General features: G+C 67.3%; 15 protein-coding genes. 10 read left to right on the top strand and 5 right to left on the bottom strand.

The window, feature by feature from the left end; all coding sequences use genetic code 11:
* The first annotated feature begins 43 nt into the window (after positions 1-43).
* From QFZ33_RS08245 to QFZ33_RS08230, 4 genes are all read left to right on the top strand, one after another.
* A complete protein-coding gene (locus tag QFZ33_RS08245) occupies positions 44-820 on the top strand; it encodes a TetR/AcrR family transcriptional regulator (RefSeq protein WP_373427243.1) in 777 nt (258 codons plus the stop codon).
* 1 nt (position 821) lies between these two features.
* Positions 822-3,392 (top strand): MMPL family transporter, encoded by a 2,571-nt coding sequence (locus QFZ33_RS08240; protein WP_307026479.1) that lies wholly within the window; start codon positions 822-824, stop codon positions 3,390-3,392.
* Positions 3,393-3,502: 110 nt separating this feature from the next.
* Entirely contained in the window at positions 3,503-4,162 is a 660-nt protein-coding gene (locus QFZ33_RS08235; protein WP_307026477.1) for a Maf family protein, read from the top strand.
* 102 nt (positions 4,163-4,264) lie between these two features.
* Entirely contained in the window at positions 4,265-6,076 is a 1,812-nt protein-coding gene (locus tag QFZ33_RS08230; protein WP_307026475.1) for an acetyl/propionyl/methylcrotonyl-CoA carboxylase subunit alpha, read from the top strand.
* A gap of 100 nt (positions 6,077-6,176) precedes the next feature.
* Here QFZ33_RS08230 and QFZ33_RS08225 read toward each other — a convergent pair whose 3' ends face one another.
* Complete coding sequence (locus QFZ33_RS08225) at positions 6,177-7,589, bottom strand: MFS transporter (protein ID WP_307026473.1); 1,413 nt, start codon at positions 7,587-7,589, stop codon at positions 6,177-6,179.
* Between the two features lie 280 nt (positions 7,590-7,869).
* Between QFZ33_RS08225 and QFZ33_RS08220 the strand changes: the two genes are divergently transcribed.
* The 4 genes from QFZ33_RS08220 to QFZ33_RS08205 all read left to right on the top strand — a co-directional run bounded on the left by QFZ33_RS08220 (position 7,870) and on the right by QFZ33_RS08205 (position 13,857).
* Complete coding sequence (locus tag QFZ33_RS08220) at positions 7,870-9,294, top strand: MFS transporter (protein ID WP_307026471.1); 1,425 nt, start codon at positions 7,870-7,872, stop codon at positions 9,292-9,294.
* Between the two features lies 1 nt (position 9,295).
* Complete coding sequence (locus QFZ33_RS08215; RefSeq protein WP_307026469.1) at positions 9,296-11,497, top strand: molybdopterin oxidoreductase family protein; 2,202 nt, start codon at positions 9,296-9,298, stop codon at positions 11,495-11,497.
* Entirely contained in the window at positions 11,494-13,056 is a 1,563-nt protein-coding gene (locus QFZ33_RS08210) for an FAD-dependent oxidoreductase (protein ID WP_307026467.1), read from the top strand. Before QFZ33_RS08215 ends, QFZ33_RS08210 begins: the two co-directional genes overlap by 4 nt.
* Positions 13,057-13,149: 93 nt before the next feature.
* Entirely contained in the window at positions 13,150-13,857 is a 708-nt protein-coding gene (locus tag QFZ33_RS08205; RefSeq protein WP_307026466.1) for a hypothetical protein, read from the top strand.
* A 10-nt stretch (positions 13,858-13,867) separates the two neighbouring features.
* Here the strand turns inward: QFZ33_RS08205 and QFZ33_RS08200 are convergent, their stop codons facing one another.
* Positions 13,868-14,239 (bottom strand): hypothetical protein, encoded by a 372-nt coding sequence (locus QFZ33_RS08200; protein WP_307026464.1) that lies wholly within the window; start codon positions 14,237-14,239, stop codon positions 13,868-13,870.
* Between the two features lie 224 nt (positions 14,240-14,463).
* A complete protein-coding gene (locus tag QFZ33_RS08195; protein WP_307026462.1) occupies positions 14,464-15,879 on the bottom strand; it encodes an NAD(P)H-quinone dehydrogenase in 1,416 nt (471 codons plus the stop codon).
* 118 nt (positions 15,880-15,997) lie between these two features.
* On the opposite strand from QFZ33_RS08195, the gene QFZ33_RS08190 reads away from it, so the two are divergent.
* Complete coding sequence (locus QFZ33_RS08190; RefSeq protein ID WP_307026460.1) at positions 15,998-16,816, top strand: purine-nucleoside phosphorylase; 819 nt, start codon at positions 15,998-16,000, stop codon at positions 16,814-16,816.
* A 7-nt stretch (positions 16,817-16,823) separates the two neighbouring features.
* Here QFZ33_RS08190 and QFZ33_RS08185 read toward each other — a convergent pair whose 3' ends face one another.
* A complete protein-coding gene (locus tag QFZ33_RS08185) occupies positions 16,824-17,318 on the bottom strand; it encodes an RrF2 family transcriptional regulator (protein ID WP_307026458.1) in 495 nt (164 codons plus the stop codon).
* 130 nt (positions 17,319-17,448) lie between these two features.
* On the opposite strand from QFZ33_RS08185, the gene QFZ33_RS08180 reads away from it, so the two are divergent.
* Positions 17,449-19,233, top strand: a complete 1,785-nt coding sequence (locus tag QFZ33_RS08180) for a phospho-sugar mutase (RefSeq protein WP_307026456.1) — start codon at positions 17,449-17,451, stop codon at positions 19,231-19,233.
* A gap of 32 nt (positions 19,234-19,265) precedes the next feature.
* Here the strand turns inward: QFZ33_RS08180 and nirD are convergent, their stop codons facing one another.
* The gene (nirD, locus tag QFZ33_RS08175; RefSeq protein ID WP_307026454.1) at positions 19,266-19,631 is read right to left on the bottom strand and encodes a nitrite reductase small subunit NirD; all 366 of its coding nucleotides are present in this window, start codon (positions 19,629-19,631) and stop codon (positions 19,266-19,268) included.
* Between the last annotated feature and the right edge of the window lie 40 nt (positions 19,632-19,671).

Below are 19,671 nucleotides of genomic sequence, written 5' to 3'. Positions count from 1 at the left end.
CATCGCGTTGCACATAGTGCAAAGATGCACGTAGTGTAAATGGGTGTCCACTTCCACTTCTTCCTCGAAGCAGTCAGCGGCGTCCGCGCCGGCGGACGCCGCCGGCCCTGTTTCCCGGCGCGAGCTGAACAAGGCCGCCACCCGGCAGGCCATCACCGACTCCACGCTTGCCCTTCTACGTAAGAACGGCCCCGGCAACTTCACGGTGGAGGACATCGCAGAAGCGGCGGGCATCTCACGCCGGACCTTCTTCAACTACTTCAGCAGCACCGAAGCCGCCATTGCGTCGGTGACCAACGGTTTCCTGGACAGCGCCCTCGAACAGCTCCGCCGGCGGCCCGCTGACGAACCCATCCTCGAATCCGCCCGCGCCGCTTTGGTGGAACTGGCGGATCCCATGACGGTGGCGCCGCTGGCCGAGCTGTTCGGCCTGACCCAGGGCAATCCGCTCATGGCGCGTTCCGAGCTTGAGGCCTGGGACCACTGCACCGAGCAGATTGTTGCTGCGGCCCGCGAGCGCTCCCCGCAGGGCCCCCGGCCTGAACAGGGCACCGACGCGGAGCAGGGCACCGAGACTGAACAGGACGAGCTCTACGTCCGGGCCCTCGCAGGTTCGGTCGTCTCCTGCGGCAAGGCTGCCATGGACGTGTGGTTCCGCCGGTGCGGCCCCGACCTTTCCCCCGAATCACTGGCGATCCTCCGCCAGCTGCTCATCGATTCGATGGGCCTGCTCGGATCCGGTTTCGCCGGGCCGGCAGCGGTTCCTCCGACGAATGAATCTTCCACCAAACCTTCCACCCGCAACGCAGAACGGTCCTGACATGGCACTTCTCCTGTACCGCCTCGGCAAGTTTTCCTACCGTCACAGATGGCTCGTCGTCTCGCTCTGGCTGGCAATCCTGCTGGCAGTCGGCGGCGCAGCGGCAGCCTTTCACGGCGCACTGTCCAACAACTTCCAGATTCCGGGCACGGAAACCCAGCAGATGGCCGACAAGCTCCAAAAGGAGCTGCCGGCGTCATCCGGCGGCTCGGCCGGGGTTGTCTTCCAGGCACATGACGCCCAGTTCAGCCAGGCAGGCAAGGACGCGGTGTCCGCTGCCCTGACCAAGCTCGAGGCCCTCCCGGACGTCCGGGAAACCGTCGACCCGTTCGCCACGCAGGCCCAGCTGGACAAAGCCGCCGCGGATCTCGCCAGCGGCGAAGCCCAGGCAGCCGCGGGCAAGGCCGCACTGGACAAGGCCGCGGCCGAACTCGCCGCCGGCAAGGAACAGCTGGCCGCGGCCGAGGCGCAGATGACCGCTGCCGGACTCCCGGCGTCCGCCATCGAGGCCCACCTGGGCCAGCAGAAGGCCGCCCTGGCCGCCGGTCAGGAAAAGCTCGACGCCGGCACAAAGGAAGCGCAGGACGGCGCCGCCAGGCTGGAGCTGGCCAAACGCCAGGTCGAAGCCTCTCAGGGGTTGCGTTTCGTCTCGGAGGACGGCAAGGCGGCTATTGCACAGGTCCAGTTCAAGACCTCCATCAACGGACTGGACCCCAACGTGCGCCAGGAAGTCCAGGACATCGTGCAGGAGGTCTCCTCGGCCGGCGTTACCGCGCTGCCCAGCAAGGAAATCAGCGAGGACGTCTCCGAAATCTTCGGCGTGGCTGAGATCATCGGCATCGGCGTGGCGGCACTGGTCCTGATCATCATGCTCGGCACACTGGTCGCCGCCGGGCTGCCGCTGCTGATGGCCGTGATCGGCGTGGCGGTGGGCGTCGGCGCCACCATGGCACTGAGCGGCCTCATTGACATGAGTTCCATTTCCCCGATGCTCGCGCTCATGCTGGGCCTCGCCGTCGGCATCGACTACTCGCTGTTCATCGTCAACCGCCACCGCGGGCAGCTGCTGGCAGGCATGGACGCGGAAGAGTCAGTGGCGCGTGCCACGGGAACCTCCGGCAATGCCGTGCTCTTTGCCGGCCTGACGGTCATCATCGCCCTCGCGGCACTGGTCGTTCCGGGGCTTCCGTTCCTGGGGGTCATGGGCGTGTCCGCGGCCGGGACCGTTGCGGTAGCCGTCCTCGTTGCCCTGACGCTGACCCCGGCGAGCCTCTCCCTCGTGGGCAGGAGGCTGATCTCCAGGCGGGCCTGGGCCAAGGCTGAGAAGCACAACGCCGACCCCAACCGTGAAGCTGAGGACCGCGCCAAGGAGGAACACCGCAGCAGCCACGGCTGGGGCGGACTTGTCACCAGACACCCTGTTCTGGCCATGCTGGCCGGGGTCCTGGCGCTGGGCATTGTGGCGCTGCCCGCTGCCCAGCTGCGGCTCGCGCTGCCCGACGGCGGCTCGGAACCTGCCGATTCCCAGGCCTTCAAGGCATATGACGCCACCAAGCGCAGCTTCGGCGAAGGCATGACGGGACCGATCATCGTGGTGGGTGATTTCCCGAAAGGCCTGAGTGTAACCGAGGCACAGGCCAAGCAGTTGGACGTTGCGGACATCCTGCGCAAGACGGGGAACGTGACCGCCGTCATTCCGGTGGCACTGAGTAAGGACCGCGGGACGGCGGTGTTTCAGGTCATCCCGAAGGAAGGGCCGGCGAGCGCCAGCACCGTGAACGTGGTGTCCGACATCCGCGCCGAAAAGGCCGGGATCGAGGACTCCACCGGAGTCCGCATCGGTCTGACCGGCCAGACGGCAGGCAATATTGACGTTTCCACGAAGCTGGGCGACGCCTTGCCGTCATACCTGGCCATCGTGGTGGGGCTCTCGCTGATCCTGCTGCTGCTGGTGTTCCGCTCGATCGTGGTGCCGCTGCTGGCGACCGGCGGCTTCCTGCTCTCGCTTGCGGCCGCATTCGGCGCCGTGGTTGCGGTCTACCAGTGGGGCTGGCTGGGTGCGGTGTTCGGCATCGACAACCCCGGCGCCGTGTTGAGCTTCCTGCCGATCATCCTGATCGGCGTGCTGTTCGGGCTGGCAATGGACTACCAGGTGTTCATCGCCTCGGGCATGCGTGAGTCCTTCATGCACGGCGAGTCCGCGAAGCACGCCGTCCGCTCCGGTTTCAGCCACGCATCCGCGGTGGTCACCGCCGCCGCCATCATCATGGTCAGCGTCTTCGCGGGCTTCATCTTCTCGAGCCTGTTCATGGTCCGGCCGCTCGGCTTCGCGATGGCATTCGGCGTGCTGGTTGACGCCTTCGTGGTGCGGATGACGATCGTTCCGGCAGTCATGTACCTCCTCGGCGAGAAGGCGTGGTGGCTGCCGCGCTGGCTGGACCGCATCCTGCCGGACGTGGACGTTGAAGGGGCAAAGCTTCGCAAGCACGCACCAGCCGCCAAGGCGGCCGAGCCGGAAGCCGAGCCAGATGCCGAGCCAGATGCCGAGCCCGCGGAGGTCACCGCGCGCTAAGGTCGCCGCTCGCCAAAGCAACGCGGGGTCACTTAGCGCCCACAAAAGCCCTAGGAATGGGCGCTGTGTGACCCCCGCGTTGCTTTGCTGGGATGAATTAGGCTGGAGCCGTGACCCGCCTCATCCTTGCCTCCCAGTCCCCCGCCCGCACCAAACTCCTGACTGAGGCCGGCATCGAACACGAGGTCCTCGTCTCCGACGTCGACGAGGACGCCGTGCAGGAACGCTACGGCGTCACCGATCCGCAGGACACCGCCCTGCTTCTGGCCCGTGCCAAGGCGGAGGCCGTCGCGTCGCTGCCGGAGGCCGAGGGCGCCCTGGTGCTCGGCTGCGATTCCGTGTTCGAGTTCGACGGCGAGTCACACGGCAAGCCGTACACCGTGGACGTTGCCCGGCAGCGGATGCTCCGGATGAGCGGCAGCAGCGGGGTCCTGCACACCGGCCACTGGTTGGTGGACTGCCGCGACACGGACGACGACGGCGGCTCCGGCGCCACGCTGGGCAGCGTCGCCTCCGCGGAGGTGCACTTCATGGAGATGGAGCTCGCGGAGATCGACGCCTACATTGCCACCGGCGAGCCGCTGCACTGTGCCGGCTCCTTTACCATCGACGGCCTTGGCGGCGCCTTCATCCGGAAAGTGGACGGCGACCCGCACGCCGTCGTCGGATTGTCGGTTTCCACCCTGCGCTCCCTGCTGGCCCAGGCGAACGTGAGCATCACCGAGTTCTGGCAGGACCTGCCGGACTCGGCAATTCCCGGGGAGTTGTAGCTTCCCTACAAAGACCGGGCCTCTTACCCGCGGATTCCGCCAGTAATATCGGCGGAATCCTCAAAATCAGGCTAGGCTCCCTGAAGGAAAGAAGGAGACGCCTTGTCAGTAAAGCCGGAGCAGTCCGCAGGTCCAGTGCATTCAAAACTCACCAAGGTTCTGATCGCGAACCGCGGTGAGATCGCAGTCCGCGTTATCCGCGCAGCCCGGGACGAGGGCATCGCCTCCGTCGCCGTCTACGCCGATCCTGACCGGGACGCCCTCCACGTCCGGCTCGCCGACGAAGCATATGCCCTGGGCGGTAACACGGCAGCTGAGTCCTACCTTGTGATGGACAAGCTGATCGAGATAGCCCGCCAGTCCGGCGCTGACGCCATCCACCCCGGCTACGGCTTCCTGTCCGAGAACGCCCAGTTCGCAGCCAAGGTCATCGACGCCGGCATCACCTGGATCGGCCCGTCACCGGAGGCCATTTCCGCCCTGGGCGACAAGGTCCGGGCCCGCCACATCGCCGAGAAGGTGGGCGCCCCGCAGGTCCCCGGCACCGCCGACCCCGTTGAGTCCGCCGAGGAAATCCTGGAATTCGCGGACAAGTTCGGCCTGCCTGTGGCCATCAAGGCTGCCTTCGGCGGCGGCGGGCGCGGCATCAAGGTGGCCCGCACCCGCGAGGAAATCCCCGAACTCTTCGATTCCGCCGTCCGCGAGGCCACGGCCGCCTTCGGCCGCGGTGAGTGCTTCATTGAGCGGTTCCTCGACGCCCCCCGCCACGTAGAGACACAGTGCCTCGCCGACGCCCACGGCAACGTGGTGGTGGTCTCCACCCGCGACTGCTCACTCCAGCGCCGCAACCAGAAGCTCGTGGAGGAGGCCCCGGCCCCCTTCCTGACGGAGGAGCAGAACCGGCGCCTCTACGAATCGTCCAAGGCCATCCTGAAGGAAGCCGGCTACCTCGGCGCCGGAACCTGCGAGTTCCTTGTCGGCCAGGACGGCACCATCTCCTTCCTCGAGGTCAACACCCGCCTGCAGGTGGAGCACTGCGTCTCAGAGGAAGTGACCGGCATCGACCTGGTCCGCGAGCAGTTCCGTCTGGCCTGCGGCGAGGAGCTTGGCTACGGCGACCCCGAGGTGCGCGGCCACTCCTTGGAGTTCCGCATCACTGGCGAGGATCCGGGCCGCAACTTCATGCCCGCACCGGGCACCGTGACTACCCTGAAGAACCCCACCGGGCCCGGCATCCGCATTGACTCCGGCATCGAAGAGGGCGACGTCATCAGCGGCAACTTCGACTCCATGCTGTCCAAGCTGATCGTCACCGGAGCGAACCGCCCGCAGGCCCTGCAGCGGGCCCGCCGCGCCCTTGAGGAGATGGTGGTGGAAGGCATTCCCACCGTCATCCCCTTCGACCTGGCCGTGGTCAGCAACCCTGCGTTCGCGCCCGCCGAGGGTCCGTTTAGCGTCCATACGCGCTGGATTGAAACCGAGTTCGTCAACGATCTTCCCGCGTGGACGCCAAACGGTGCCGCCCCGGAGGGTGAGGAAGCCGCTGAGCGCCGCACCGTGGTGGTGGAAGTGGGCGGCAAGCGCCTCGAGGTGGCACTGCCTGCCAGCCTCGGCTTCGGCGGGGCCGCAGCTGCCGGCGCGAAGCCGGCCAAGTCCAAGAAGCGCAGCCGCACCGGCGGCGCCACCGCCGTCGCGGGCGGCAACGCCCTGACCTCCCCAATGCAGGGAACCATTGTTAAGGTGGCCGTGGCCGACGGTGACGTCGTCGCCGAAGGTGAACTCGTCGTCGTACTAGAGGCGATGAAGATGGAGCAGCCGCTCACGGCTCACCGCGCGGGCACCATCACCGGTCTGTCCGCCGCGGCCGGCCAGACGGTGGCAGCAGGTGCCGTGATCGCGACCATCGAAGACTAAGGCGACTGAAGACTCAGTCGATCGAAAACTGAAACAGCTCATGAAAATGCCCGGTGTGATCCACACCGGGCATTTTCGTTTATGCATCTAAACCTGGGAATCAGGCCACGTTGTTCTCGTAGTCCGTGTTCTTGGTTTCGCGGGTGATCCACAGCGCGATGAACGTCAGCACGGCAGCGGCTGCCATGTAGACGCCGACGAGCCAGGTGCTGCCGCCGGTCGCCTGCCACAGGGCAATGGCAATGAACGACGCCGGAGCGGCGCCGATGACGCTGGAGAGGTTGTACGCCACGGCCGAGCCGGTGTACCGCACATTGGACGGGAACAGCTCCGGCAGGATCGCCGCCATCGGGCCGAAGGTCAGGCCCATCAGCGTGAAGCCCACGATGAGGCCGACGATTGCTGCTCCGGGGCCGGGTCCGAACATGGTGAACCAGAGTGCGCCGAACACAAAGATGCCTGCGGTGACGCCCATGAGGAACTTGCGGCGGCCCCACTTCTCGGCCAGCGGGCCGGACACGAGGGTGAAGATACCGAAGAAGACGACGCCGAGGATCAGCATCCAGAGGAAGTCACCGCGGGAAACACCCAGGCCGGGAACGAAGCTGGCGATTTCGGCAGCGGACATCGGCTTGCCGGCCTTCTCCGCGGCGGCCTGGGCGGCCTCAACGGAGGCGGGCTTGGTGCCGTAGGTCAGGGTGAAGGAGGTCATGATGTAGAACAGCACGTAGGTAGCCAGCATGATGAAGGTTCCGGCCAGCACCGGGCGCCAGTGGTTCTTGAAGGTTGCCGCGAACGGAACCTTTACCACTTTGTCTTCTTTCAGGACCTTCTGGAACGAGACACTTTCCACCAGCTTGAGTCGCACATACAGGCCCACGATCACCAGGACGGCGCTGAGCAAGAACGGAACTCGCCAGCCCCAGGCCGCAAATTCCTCCGGGCTGAGGGCGGCGTTGAACCAGATGAAGAGCAGGTTGGCCAGGATGAAGCCAATGGGGGCACCGAGCTGCGGGAACGTTCCGTAGATGGCCCGCTTGCCTTCGGGGGCGTTCTCCGTGGCCAGCAGTGCCGCGCCGGACCACTCACCGCCGAGCGCAAGCCCCTGGGCAAAGCGAAGCAGCACCAGCATCAGCGGCGCGAGGACGGCCCAGCCGGCCACGGAGGCGGTGGGCAGCAGCCCGATGAAGAAGGTGGCCAGGCCCATGGTGAGGAGGGAGGCCACCAGGGTGCCCTTGCGGCCGAACTTGTCGCCGAAGTGTCCGAACAGGACCGAGCCGATGGGCCGGGCGACGAACGCGACGCCGAAAATTGCGAAAGAGCTCAGGAGGGCGTTGATCTCCGTTGCCTGGGGGAAGAACAGCTTGGGGAAGACCAGCACCGACGCGGTTGCGTAGATGTAGAAGTCATAGAACTCGATCGTCGTTCCGATGAGGCTGGCAAAGATCACTTTGCCCTTGGAGTTCACCGGTTTGGCGGTGCCATGTTCCGTTGACGTTGCAGGCGATGACATGTGGGGACGCTTTCATGAGAACTGGACGGACCTCGCTCGGAAGCCCCTCCAAACATAGGGATAAAACAGAGTTCAATCTTAGTTCCCGCCGTCCACGCAACGGACAAGCGGTCCAGAATACGGACTTTCCTGGTTGTCTCAACATGAGGTCGTCCGACAAGCCTAACGCCGCCCAATGCGGCCTGATAGGCAAATGTCACAGCACGTTAACAAACCGCGACCGTCTGCGAAACGCGCTGTCCCTACCTTGGAAGGACAACATTCCCCAAGGAGGTATACCGTGACTGCTGACCGCACCGCAGACGTCGGGACCCACAATTCCCTCGATCTTGCCGCCGCCACCACCACCGAGGCACCCGCCCTTGAAGAGCGTCCCGGACGCTGGATCGCCAACTGGGACGCCGAGAACAAGCACCAGTGGGAATCCCAGGGCCGCTCCATAGCGCGCCGCAACCTCAACTGGTCCATCTTCGCCGAGTTCCTTGGCTTCGTCGTCTGGCAGCTGTGGTCCATCGTGGTGGTCCAGCTCCCCGCCGCAGGATTCACGTTCAGCACGTCCGAAATCTTCTGGCTGATCTCCATGCCCAGCCTCGTCGGCGCCACGCTCCGGATCCCCTACACGTTCATGGTTCCGCGCTTCGGCGGCCGGAACTGGACGATCGTCTCCGCCCTGCTGCTGCTGATCCCCTCCACAGGGCTCGCCCTGTGCGTCTCCAACCCGGAAACACCGTTCGGCGTCATGCTGTTCGTAGCGGCCCTTGCAGGCTTCGGCGGCGGCAACTTCGCCAGCTCGATGGCCAACATCACCTTCTTCTACCCGGCCCGTGAAAAGGGCTGGGCCCTGGGCCTGAACGCCGCCGGCGGCAACCTCGGCGCAGCTGTGGCACAGCTTGCTGTCCCGATCGCCATCACGGTGCTGGCCGCCGGCAGCGTCAACCTCCCCGTCGCCGGCCTCATGTGGATCCCGCTGATCCTGCTCGCAGCCTTCGGCGCCTACAAGTACATGAACAACCTCACGAGCGCCAAGGGCGACGTGGCCGGATCCCTCGCAGCGATCAAGGAACCCCACCTGTGGGTCATGGCACTGCTCTACATTGGAACGTTCGGCTCCTTCATCGGATTCGCCGGCGTCTTCCCCAAGCTCATCAAGGACTACTTCCCGGCCTTCTCCTCCATCTCGGTCGGCGCTGTGGCCCTTTCCCTGGCCTTCCTCGGACCGCTGGTCGGCTCGCTGGCCCGCCCCTACGGCGGCCGCATGGCTGACCGCATGGGAGGGGCCCGGATGACCGTGTCAGCCTTCGCCGCCATGGCCGTCATCACGCTGACGATGATCTGGACGCTGCCGCTGAAGAACTTCTGGCTCTTCCTGGTCCTGTTCCTGATGCTGTTCACCGCCAGCGGCTTCGGAAACGGCGCCACTTACCGAATGATCCCGGTGATCTTCGCGACGTCCAGCCGCGCGGCCCGCTCCGGAGCCAGCTCGGTGCAGACCCAGCGACTGGCCTCCTCGGCGCTCGGTTTGATCTCCGCCATCGGCGCCTACGGCGGGTTCGTCATCCCGCAGGTGCTGAACGCCTCCAACACGGCCAGCGGCTCCTACACCCCGGCCTTCTACGGATTCGTCGGAGCGTACGCCCTGATGCTCACCGTCTGCTGGTTCTGCTACATCCGCAACGCCAACCGAAACGCGATGGGACACGTCTAACATGACCAAAAGCGCCGACACGCACTGCCCTTACTGCGCTTTGCAGTGCGCCATGACGCTCAAGTCCCCTGCGGCCCCGGCCGCAACAGGGCTGACCCCGGCTGTGCAGCCGGGGTCAGACCCCGTGCCGGCCGTGCCGGCCCTTGAAGTGAGCGGCCGCGACTTCCCCACCAACCGCGGCGGCCTCTGCCGCAAGGGGTGGACGTCTGCATCGCTCCTGCAGCATCCCGGACGCGTCACGGAGCCCATGTTCAAGGGGCCCGACGGCGTCTTCCGCCCCATCTCCTGGGACGAGGCCCTGGGCCGCGTCACCGCCGCCGTCAAGGACGCCCGTGCCAGGTACGGTGTGGACTCCGTCGGTGTGTTCGGCGGCGGCGGCCTCACCAACGAAAAGGCGTACCAGCTGGGCAAGTTCGCCCGTCTCGCGCTGGGCACTTCGCGGATCGACTACAACGGCCGGTTCTGCATGTCGTCGGCGGCTGCCGCGGGCATGCGGGCCTTCGGCCTGGACCGCGGGCTGCCCTTCCCGCTTGAGGCGCTGGACACCGCCAGCACCATCCTGATGCTCGGCTCGAACGTGGCCGAGACCATGCCGCCCTTCGTCCAGCACCTGCAGGGTGTCCGCGACGCCGGCGGCCTCATCGTGGTGGACCCTCGGCGTTCCGCCACCGCCGCATTCACCTCCGATGGCGGCGGGCTGCACCTGCAGCCCCTTCCGGGCACCGACCTCTCCCTGCTGCTGGGCCTCTCCCACGTGGTGATCCACGAGGGCCTCCTCGACGCCGACTACATCCAGGCGCGCACCACCGGCTTCGACGCCGTGGTCCGGTCCGTCAACGCCTACTGGCCGGAGCGGGTCCAATCCATCACCGGCGTACCCGCCGAGCTCATCCGCGAGACGGCCCGGCGGCTGGCCGCCGGCGCCCGCCGGGGCGGCAGCTACATCCTGACCGGGCGTGGCGTGGAGCAGCACGTGGACGGCACCGACACCGCCACGGCGGCCATTAACCTCAGCCTCCTGCTGGGCCTTCCCGGCAGCACCCGCAGCGGCTACGGCACGCTCACGGGCCAGGGCAACGGCCAGGGCGGCCGCGAGCACGGCCAGAAGGCCGATCAGCTGCCCGGCTACCGCAAGATCACCGACCCCGCCGCCCGGGCACACATGGCGAAGGTCTGGAACGTCCCCGAGTCCCTCATCCCGGGCCCCGGCCTGCCGGCCGTCCAGCTGCTCAAGTCACTGGGACAGCCCGACGGCGTCCGCTGCCTTTTCGTGCATGCCTCCAACATCGCCGTCGCCTCGCCGGACGCCAACGCCGTCATCCGAGGGCTCCGCAGCCTGGATTTCCTGGTGGTCTGCGACTTCTTCATGTCAGAGACCGCAGCCGAGGCCGACCTCGTCCTGCCGGTGCTGCAGTGGGCCGAGGAGGAAGGCACCCTGACCAACCTCGAAGGCCGCGTCCTCCGCCGCCGCCAGGCGATCCAGCCACCCGCCGGTGCGCGCAGCGAGCTGTGGATCATGGCCCGGCTGGCCGAGGCACTCGACGCACCGTCCACCTACAGCGACGATCCGGAGACCGTCTTCGAAGAACTGCGCCTGGCATCCGCTGGCGGGGCGGCCGACTATTCCGGCATCGACTACGCCATGCTGGACAGCGGCGCAGCAGCGTACTGGCCCTACCCCGCCGGCAGCACCGGAACGCCACGCATGTTCCTGGACGCGTTTGCCCATCCGGACGGCAAGGCGGTCATGACGGCGGTGGCTCCCCGCCGCCGTCGTACTCCAATGGCGAATCCAGACCCGGCCGCCAAACCCATGACCCTCATCACCGGCCGCCTGCTGGAGCACTACCAGTCGGGCGCGCAGACCCGGCGGGTGGCAGAGCTCCTGGCATCCCAGCCCGAGGCCAGGATGCAAATCCATCCGGCAGCCGCCGCGGCCATGGGCATCACGGACGGTGCGGAGGTCTCGGTGGCGAACGAGCGCGGTGAAGTGGTCTGCCGCGCCGAACTCAGCACCGCCATCCGCCCCGAGACCGTCTTCCTGCCGTTCCACTTCCCCGAGCTGGAAAGCGCGAACCGGCTCACGGAAGCGGCCACGGATCCCATCTCGGGAATGCCCGAATTCAAGTTCAACAAAGTCTGGGTCCGGCTGGCAGCGGCCACCCCGATAACCAGTGTTCTTCAGACATCGGAGGCCTCATGAGCGAGCAGATTGTAATTGTCGGATTCGGTCCGGTGGCCGCGCGGCTGGTCGACGAACTGCTGCCGGCACTGCGCGCCGGGCAGGTGGGGCTGACGGTCATCGGCCAGGAGGCCGAGGCAGCCTACAACCGGGTGCTGGTGGCCGACCTTGGGGTCGGCCGCACCACCGCTGAGGCGCTGGCCCTGGCCGACGCCGCAGCCCTGGTGGCCGACGGCGTGGATGTCCGGCTGGGCGTGAAGGTTCGGCGGGTGGACCGTGCACGGCAAAGAGTCATCCTTTCGGACGGCAGCTCGGCCCACTACGACCGACTGGTCTTCGCCACCGGTTCCCGGCCCGTGATCCCGAACCTCACAGGGCTGAACCCAGACCCCGCAGCTCCGGTCCTCCCGCCGGGTGTCACCGCGCTCCGCGACCTCCGCGACGCCGAGGTGCTGCGCCAGGCGGTGGCTGGCCGCAAGCGCGTGGTGGTGCTGGGCGGCGGCGTGCTGGGGCTTGAGACAGCCTTGGCGGCCGCAGAAGAGGGCGCCACGGTCACGGTGGTGCACAACGGGCCCCACCCGCTGGGCCGGAACATCGACCGCGGCGGCGGTGCCGTTCTGGCCGCCAGCCTGCGCAACTGCGGCGTCCGGGTGGCCGGCAATGCCCGTTCCACGGGCGTTGAGCACAACGCCCCCGACGGCGGGTTCTCCGCTCTGCTGCTGGACGACGGGTCGGCGATCGACGGCGACCTGCTGGTCCTGTCCTGCGGCGTCCGCCCGCGCATTGAACTCGCCGAGGGCTGCGGGCTCTCCACCGGGACAGGCATCCTGGTGGATCACCGGCTGCGTGCCCACCACGAGCCGCACATCTTCGCCATCGGCGACTGCGCCGAGGTCAGCTGCCCGGATCCTGCCTGCATCGAGTGCCGCACCGCGCGCGGACCGTCCGGCCTGGTAGGTCCCGGCTGGCGGCAGGCCGAATGGCTCGCCGAGTACCTCCTGCTCCAGTCCGAGGGTGCCGCGGAGGACGCCGATTCACTGCCCCCGCTCCCCCAGGAAAAGCCCGGTGTAATCGTGCTGAAGGCCCGCGGCATGAACATGGCGGTGGCCGGCGAAAACTCCGTCGAACCCTGGGATGAGGAAGTCCTGACAGCCGGAGCCGTCAACGGCAGGCCGCGCCTGCAGATCGCCCAGTGGGCCGACCCCGAGCACGGGCGCTACGTCAAGATGACCACCCGTGGCGGAGTGCTGGAGGGCCTGGTCAGCGTGGGCATGCCGCGCACCGCGGGAGAGCTGGTGCAGCTCTTCGAACGCGGCGCCGAACTGCCTGCGGACAGGTCCCTGCTCCTGCGCCTCGACGGACCCGACCAGCTGGCCTCGGCCGGTGCCTCCAACGACCCCGAGAGCACGGTGTGCCGCTGCGCCGGCGTCAGCGGAGGCAAAATCGCCGACGCGGTGGCCGGCGGCTGCTCCACCGTGGCAGAGGTTTCCGCTTCCACCCGGGCCGGCACCGGCTGCGGCGGCTGCCACGAGGACATCAAGGGATTGATCGAGAAGCACTTTCAGGGAGCTGCCGCCTAAGGCCGCTGCCGGGTGACCGGACCTTGCACGTACCTTTGAGCTGCCGCGTCACACAAATCGGGCTGACCGCGGCTGGCCGGTAGCATCGGTGGCATGAATGCCGACGAAGACGACGACATCACCGAAGAACTGCTGGCCGATTCCGAAAAGCTGACCGGGCTGAGCCTTGAGCTCCTGGGGCTGGACCCGCATCCCGACGACATGACCGCCGAACAGCGGCTCCAGTTCGACCCCGAGGACCTGGCGGAGATGGCCTCCGCCGGCTCCGACGACCGGGAGCGGTCCGCGCGCCAGACGCGGCTGCTGGCAGGCCTGCTGTGGAATTCGTCCAGCATCCTCATCGACCAGCTGTTCCGCGACCTCGGCACGCTGCATGAACTGGACACTGTCACACCTGAGGCCATCGCCGGAACGTCCGTGCTGTCCTCGCTGCCCCCGCAGTTCGCTTCCAACTATGACGCGAAGTTCACGCAGCGGTTCATTGTGGTGGCAGCGGACGTCACCGCGTCCTTTGCCCGCGGCTGGGCTGCCCCCGGCTGCCTCGCAGGCGAACTCGCTGTCCGTTGCCTGCTCGACCAGGCCCGGATCACCGAGGACATTTACGAACTGGACCTCCCGGAGGAGTGGCGGGCCATCGTTGAGGAGGTCCTGCTGGAAGACGCCGACTCAGGAACCCTGTACGCGGACGGCGCACTCCACGCGGACGGCGCCGACGAACAGGGTACTGGCAAGCTGGATATCCGGCACTGGTTCGAGCCCTTCGCGCCCGGCGACGCCGTTCCTCCTTACGCCTGTTCCTGAGCCCCGGCACTTACCTGCGTCCGTGCCCGGCTTCCGTGGCGGTGATGTTGAAGGAACCGTCCAGCTTCACTGTGGCCCGCGAGCCGTCAGCCTTCGTGATGTGTGCTTCGTAGACCGCGCCCTCGGCGTCGGTCTCAACCCGGTGGACTGTCGCGCCGGGGTTGGCCGCGAGCACCGCATTCTTCACCCTGGTGGCGGTGGTCCCCGTCAGCAGCTGCTCGGTGATCCCGTTTGCCTGGTGGCCACCTTTGGCGGAGTCCGTGCTGGACTGGCTTCCGGTCGACGAGGCGATGACGGGATAGCCCATGGCGAGGTAGGCACCGCCGCCCACGAGGGCCGCGACGAGGGCGGTGTTGATTGCGGCTTTTTGAACAGTGATCATGGCATGCTCCTGGCTTCCGCGGTCCGACCGTCCGGAAGTACCTCCGCTTGGCTGACCGCACGTGATCGGTCTGTCGCAGCCCGGTGCCGCCAACCCCGGGGATCGACAGTCTGAATTTTACTCAGCTCTGCCGGTGGCGACTAGGAGCAAGCCGCCATTCACAGGATGTGCGGCGTCCAGCGGGACAGGGCCGACCAGCCGAACAGGCGACCAGCCGGCGCCGCTTAGATGTGCACGTGCAGCCGGCGTGCAGCCTCAGAGATGGAACCGCTAAGCGACGGGTACACCGTGAAGGTGCTGGCGACGTCGTCGACGTGCAGTTTCTGCTTCACCGCGATGGAGATGGCGAAGATCAGCTCGGACGCGTTGGCGCCCACCACCACGCCGCCGATCACTGTCCCGGATCCCTTGCGGGCGAAGATCTTGACGAAGCCGTCCTTGACGTTGCGCATCTTGGCGCGGGCGTTGCTCTTCAGGGACAGCTTGATGATGTCGCCCTGGTACTTGCCGGACTCGATCTCTGCCTCGGACACGCCCACCGACGCGATCTCGGGGGACGTGAAGATGTTGGACGCCACCTGGTGCAGCTTGATGGGGGTCACCTGGTCGCCTAGGAAATGCGCAATCGCGATCCTGCCCTGCATGGCCGCGACGGAGGCGAGGGCCAGGACGCCGGTGCAGTCACCGGCGGCGTAGATGTTCGGGGCGGTGGTGCGGGATACGCCGTCGACCTTAATGTGGCCGCTTTCGGTCAGTGCGACGCCGGCTTCCTCCAGGCCGATGCCGGCCGTGTTGGGAATTGAGCCCACGCAGACCAGGCAGTGGCTGCCCGCGACCTGGGAGCCGTCACCGAGGGTGACCACCACGCCGTCGTCGGTCCGTTCCACCGTCTCAGCCCGCGAACGGGACAGCACCTTCACACCGCGGCGTTCGAAAACCTCTTCCAGCACCTCGGCGGCGTCCGTGTCGGAACCCGGAAGCACGCGGTCGCGGCTGGAGATCAGGGTGACCTTCGAGCCCAGGCCGTTGTAGGCGGAGGCGAACTCGGCACCGGTCACGCCGGAACCCACCACGATCAGTTCCTCCGGCAGCTCGTCCAGGTTGTAGATCTGGGCCCAGTTCAGGATCCGCTCGCCGTCCGGCCGTGCCGTGGGCAGCTCCCGCGGGTGCGCCCCAACGGTCAGCAGGATGGCATCGGCCTCAACCGTTTCGGTTCCGTCGGCCGTCAGGACCTCGATGGTGTGGTTGTCCACCAGCTTGCCGGAGCCGTTCAGGATGCGGACGTTCTGGTGCTCCAAGCCGGTCTGGATGTCGAGGGACTGCTGGCGGGCGAGGCCGAGCAGGCGGTCATTGATGTGCTTGAGGTCGGCGCGCATGACCGGAACGAAGTCCCCGCCGTCGACGTCGAACTTGACCCCCAGCTCCCCCGCGCCGCTGACGCGGGTCATCAGGTCCGCCGTCGCTATCAGCGTCTTGGACGGCACGACGTCGGTCAGCACCGCGGAGCCGCCAAGGCCGGCCCGCTCGATGATGGTGACTACGGCTCCCAGCGAGGCGGCCACCATGGCGGCTTCATAGCCACCCGGACCTCCGCCGAGAATTGCGATTCGGGGGGCGCTGAAATCAGGATGCATAGTCACAAACGACCATTGTCCCGCATCCTGCGCCGGACCACCAACCGTCCGGTGCCGGCCGGGCAGCCCGGAGTGGGCGCGTTTCTGCTGCCCGCACCGGTTGCGGCACGGTAGCTTGGACCGGGTGAGCACAACAGAATTCCTGGACACGGACCCCTTCGAGGCGGCACGCACGGCCGCGGACTACATCGCGTCAGAGACCGGCGTCGAAGCGCACGACATCGCCTTGGTCCTGGGCTCGGGCTGGGCCGAGGCTGCCGATCTCATCGGCGAGACCACTGCCACGCTGGCGGCGTCGGAGGTGCCCGGCTTTTCGGCTCCCGCCGTGGAGGGACACGTGGGCACCATCCGGTCGGTGCTGACGCGTGAAGGCAAGCGCGCCCTGGTCCTCGGCGCCCGCACGCACTACTACGAGGGCAAGGGAGTCCGGGCCGTGGCCCATGGCGTGCGCACCGCGGCCGCCGCGGGCTGCCGGACCCTGGTGATCACCAACGGCTGCGGCGGGCTCAACGAAGACTGGGCACCCGGCACCCCCGTGCTCATCAAAGATCACATCAACCTCACCGCGGCGTCCCCGCTCGAGGGCGCCACCTTCGTGGACCTGACCGATCTGTACTCGCCGCGGATCCGGGACCTGGCCCGCGAGGTGGACCCGTCCCTGGACGAAGGTGTCTACGCCCAGTTCACCGGCCCGCACTACGAGACGCCGGCCGAGGTGCAGTACGCCAAGCGTATCGGTGCCGATCTGGTGGGCATGTCCACGGCGCTGGAGGCCATCGCTGCCCGGCACGCCGGCATGGAGGTCTTCGGCATTTCGCTGGTCACCAATCTCGCCGCCGGCATCAGCCCGACGCCGCTGAGCCATGAGGAAGTGCTCGAAGCCGGACACGCTGCGGGGCCGCGCATCTCCAAGCTCCTGGCGGAAATCATCGGCCGGCTTTAGTCCCCCTCTAGCCCCGCGTGCCGTTTGTGGCGAGGAGTTGTGCGAGCGAGCTGGCCCGAGCCTCGGGGAACCGCCGTTCGAGGGACTGCGCAATGCCTGCCACGGTCTGCCGTGCGAGTTCGGTCCGCCAGGACAGCTCCGCCTGGCGCATGGACTGCGAGATGATGCAGTTGCGGAAGTAGTCCTGGTCCGCATCACCGCCGGGACAGTTCGCCAGGATGCCGTCGCAGCGGAACGCCAGGTCCCGGCCTTCGATGGCCAGCACGACGTCCAGCACCGAGATCCGGTCAGGCCGCCGCGCCAGCTGGAACCCTCCCCTGGGGCCGGACACGGACTGCAGGACGCCTGCCCGCACCAGGCACTGAAGCTGTTTGTTCAGGTACGCCGGTGGCAGCTTATACAGCCCGGCCAGCCGGCCGCAGCTGATCGCTTCCCCGGCGGGCGCCCATGCCATATTGACGCAGCAGTGGAGGGCCCACTCCACCCCCTGGTTCAACTTCACATCCAAGACAGTACGTGTCCAGAATCTCTTGTCAAGGAGCGCTCCGGCCGCCATGAACCGGTGAGGTTGTGACCGGTCCGCAGCCCCGTCCGGCACCGCTCCGCCGCACTTTGACGATAGTTTGGTTTCCATGACGTCCTCCGAAGCCGATCTGCAGCTGCTCAACGACGCCCGTGCCTGGGCCGCCCAGGATCCGGATCCCCGGACCGCGGCAACGCTGACCGAACTCGTGAAGCTCACCGAGGCCGGCACGCCCGCCGCCCGGCAGGACCTTGAAGACAGCTTCCGGGGAACGCTGCAGTTCGGAACGGCCGGCCTGCGTGCCGCCCTGGGCCCGGGGCCCAACCGGATGAACCGCGTCGTGGTCCGCCGCGCAGCGGCGGGCTTCGCCAATTTCCTGGTCCGCGCGGTGTCGGAGGCTGCGCCCGGAACACGGCCGCGCGCCGTCGTCGGCTATGACGCCCGCTACAACTCCGACATTTTCGCGACGGAGACAGCGGCGGTGTTCACTGCGGCGGGCATCGAGACGTTCCTGATGCCGGCTCCCCTGCCGACGCCGCTGCTGGCGTATGCGGTCCGGGCGCTGGACTGCGACGGCGGTGTGATGGTCACAGCCAGCCACAACCCCCCACAGGACAACGGCTACAAGGTCTACCTCGGCCGGCATGCGGTGGAGGAAAGCGGCCGGGGCGCGCAGATCGTGGCGCCGTACGACGCCCTGATCGCCACCGAAATCAGCAAGGTGGGCGACCTCGCCTCGATCCCCCTGGTCCGGGACGGCTGGACGGTCCTGGACGACGGGATCGTCCAGGACTACGGGGCCGCCACGGCAGGGCTGGCCGACCGCGGGCTCTTCCCGGCCCGGGACCTGAAGATCGTCCTGACACCGTTGCACGGCGTCGGTGGAGCGACGGCTGTCTCCGTCCTCCGGGCAGCCGGATTCACCGACGTGACGCTGGTCAGCGAACAGGCGGAGCCGGACCCGGACTTCCCCACCGTCAGTTTTCCCAACCCTGAGGAACCGGGCGCCCTGGATCTGGCCCTAGGTGAGGCGATGCAGGCGGACGCAGACATCGTGCTGGCCAACGACCCGGACGCCGACCGTGCCGCGGTGGCCGCGAAGGACCCGGACACGGGTGCGTGGCGGATGCTGCGGGGCGATGAGGTGGGCGCCCTCCTGGGAGCGCACGTCGTAGCGCGCCTGGCCGCCTCCAAAGCGGCCTCAACCGGAGCCGACGTTTCCGGAGCGGACGCTTCCGGAGTGGAGGCGGGCGGCGGCGTGTTCGCCAATTCGATTGTTTCGTCGCGGCTGCTTTCGCGCATCGCCGCCGCAGCCGGGTATGCGCATGAGGAAACGCTGACCGGGTTCAAGTGGATTTCCCGGGTGCCGGGCCTCGTCTACGGCTATGAGGAGGCGCTGGGTTACTGCGTTGCGCCGGATCTGGTCCGTGACAAGGACGGACTGTCCGCCGCGGTGCTGATCGCGGAATTGGCGGCCGCAGCCAAGGCTGAGGGCAAGACGATCTTCGACACCCTGGACGAGCTGTATCTGGTGCACGGGCTCCACGCGAGTGACCAGCTGAGCATCCGCGTGGGTGACCTCGGCCTGCTGGATGCCATGATGAACCGGCTGCGCGTGAACCCGCCCGAATCGTTTGGCGGGTCGGCCGTGGAGTCATTCGTGGATCTGGCCGAAGGCAGCGAACAGCTGCCTCCGACCGACGGACTGCTTTACGTGACCCGCGACCTGAGCCGCGTGATCATCCGGCCGAGCGGCACGGAGCCGAAACTCAAGTGCTACCTGGAGGTCATCCAGAGCGTCGGCTCGGCCGCTGAACTGCCCGAGGCCCGGCTGGCGGCGAGGGCCGCGCTGGACCTGGTACTCACTGACGTGCGCGAGGCCCTGGGGCTGTAACTTGCCCTGGGCCTTGTTAGTGCCCTGGGGTTTTAGAGCTCAACCTCGATAAAGCCGTCCACGATGCGCGTGCCGAACGCCGCCAGGCGCAGCTCCGGGTTTCCAAAGCACTCGCCCGTCTCGAGGTCGTAGACCTCCTTGTGCAGCGGCGAGGCGATGGTGGGGCGCGTGCCGCGTGATCCGAGGATGCCGCGCGCCATAACGAAAGCGCCCGTGGCCGGATCCTCCTGCGCTACGGCGAAAACCTCACCGGGGCCCGTGCGGAACAGGGCCACCTGCCGGCCGGCCACGAGTGCCGCTTCGCCCCAGGCCAGTTCCAGGTCCTCCACCGCGCAGACGCGGTGCCAGCCTGCTGCATATCCGGTGGCGAGATCCTCAAGTTCCAGTGTTGCCGTCATGTCCGGCTCCTCTCCCTTTTTGCGTGCTTTCCGGCCGCTT

The sequence above is a fragment of the Arthrobacter globiformis genome, from assembly GCF_030815865.1.
In the GTDB taxonomy this organism is placed as follows: domain Bacteria; phylum Actinomycetota; class Actinomycetes; order Actinomycetales; family Micrococcaceae; genus Arthrobacter; species Arthrobacter globiformis_B.
Note: the sequence above shows the minus strand (reverse complement) of the source record. Positions and strands in the feature narration are given on the sequence as shown.

Bases quoted from the DNA above. Each gene is read 5' to 3' on its own strand.
- QFZ33_RS08240 (WP_307026479.1), top strand. From the start codon at position 822: ATGGCACTTCTCCTGTACCGCCTCGGCAAGTTTTCCTACCGTCACAGA.
- QFZ33_RS08225 (WP_307026473.1), bottom strand. From the start codon at position 7,589: ATGTCATCGCCTGCAACGTCAACGGAACATGGCACCGCCAAACCGGTG.
- QFZ33_RS08215 (WP_307026469.1), top strand. From the start codon at position 9,296: ATGACCAAAAGCGCCGACACGCACTGCCCTTACTGCGCTTTGCAGTGC.
- QFZ33_RS08210 (WP_307026467.1), top strand. From the start codon at position 11,494: ATGAGCGAGCAGATTGTAATTGTCGGATTCGGTCCGGTGGCCGCGCGG.
- QFZ33_RS08205 (WP_307026466.1), top strand. From the start codon at position 13,150: ATGAATGCCGACGAAGACGACGACATCACCGAAGAACTGCTGGCCGAT.
- QFZ33_RS08200 (WP_307026464.1), bottom strand. From the start codon at position 14,239: ATGATCACTGTTCAAAAAGCCGCAATCAACACCGCCCTCGTCGCGGCC.
- QFZ33_RS08180 (WP_307026456.1), top strand. From the start codon at position 17,449: ATGACGTCCTCCGAAGCCGATCTGCAGCTGCTCAACGACGCCCGTGCC.
- nirD (WP_307026454.1), bottom strand. From the start codon at position 19,631: ATGACGGCAACACTGGAACTTGAGGATCTCGCCACCGGATATGCAGCA.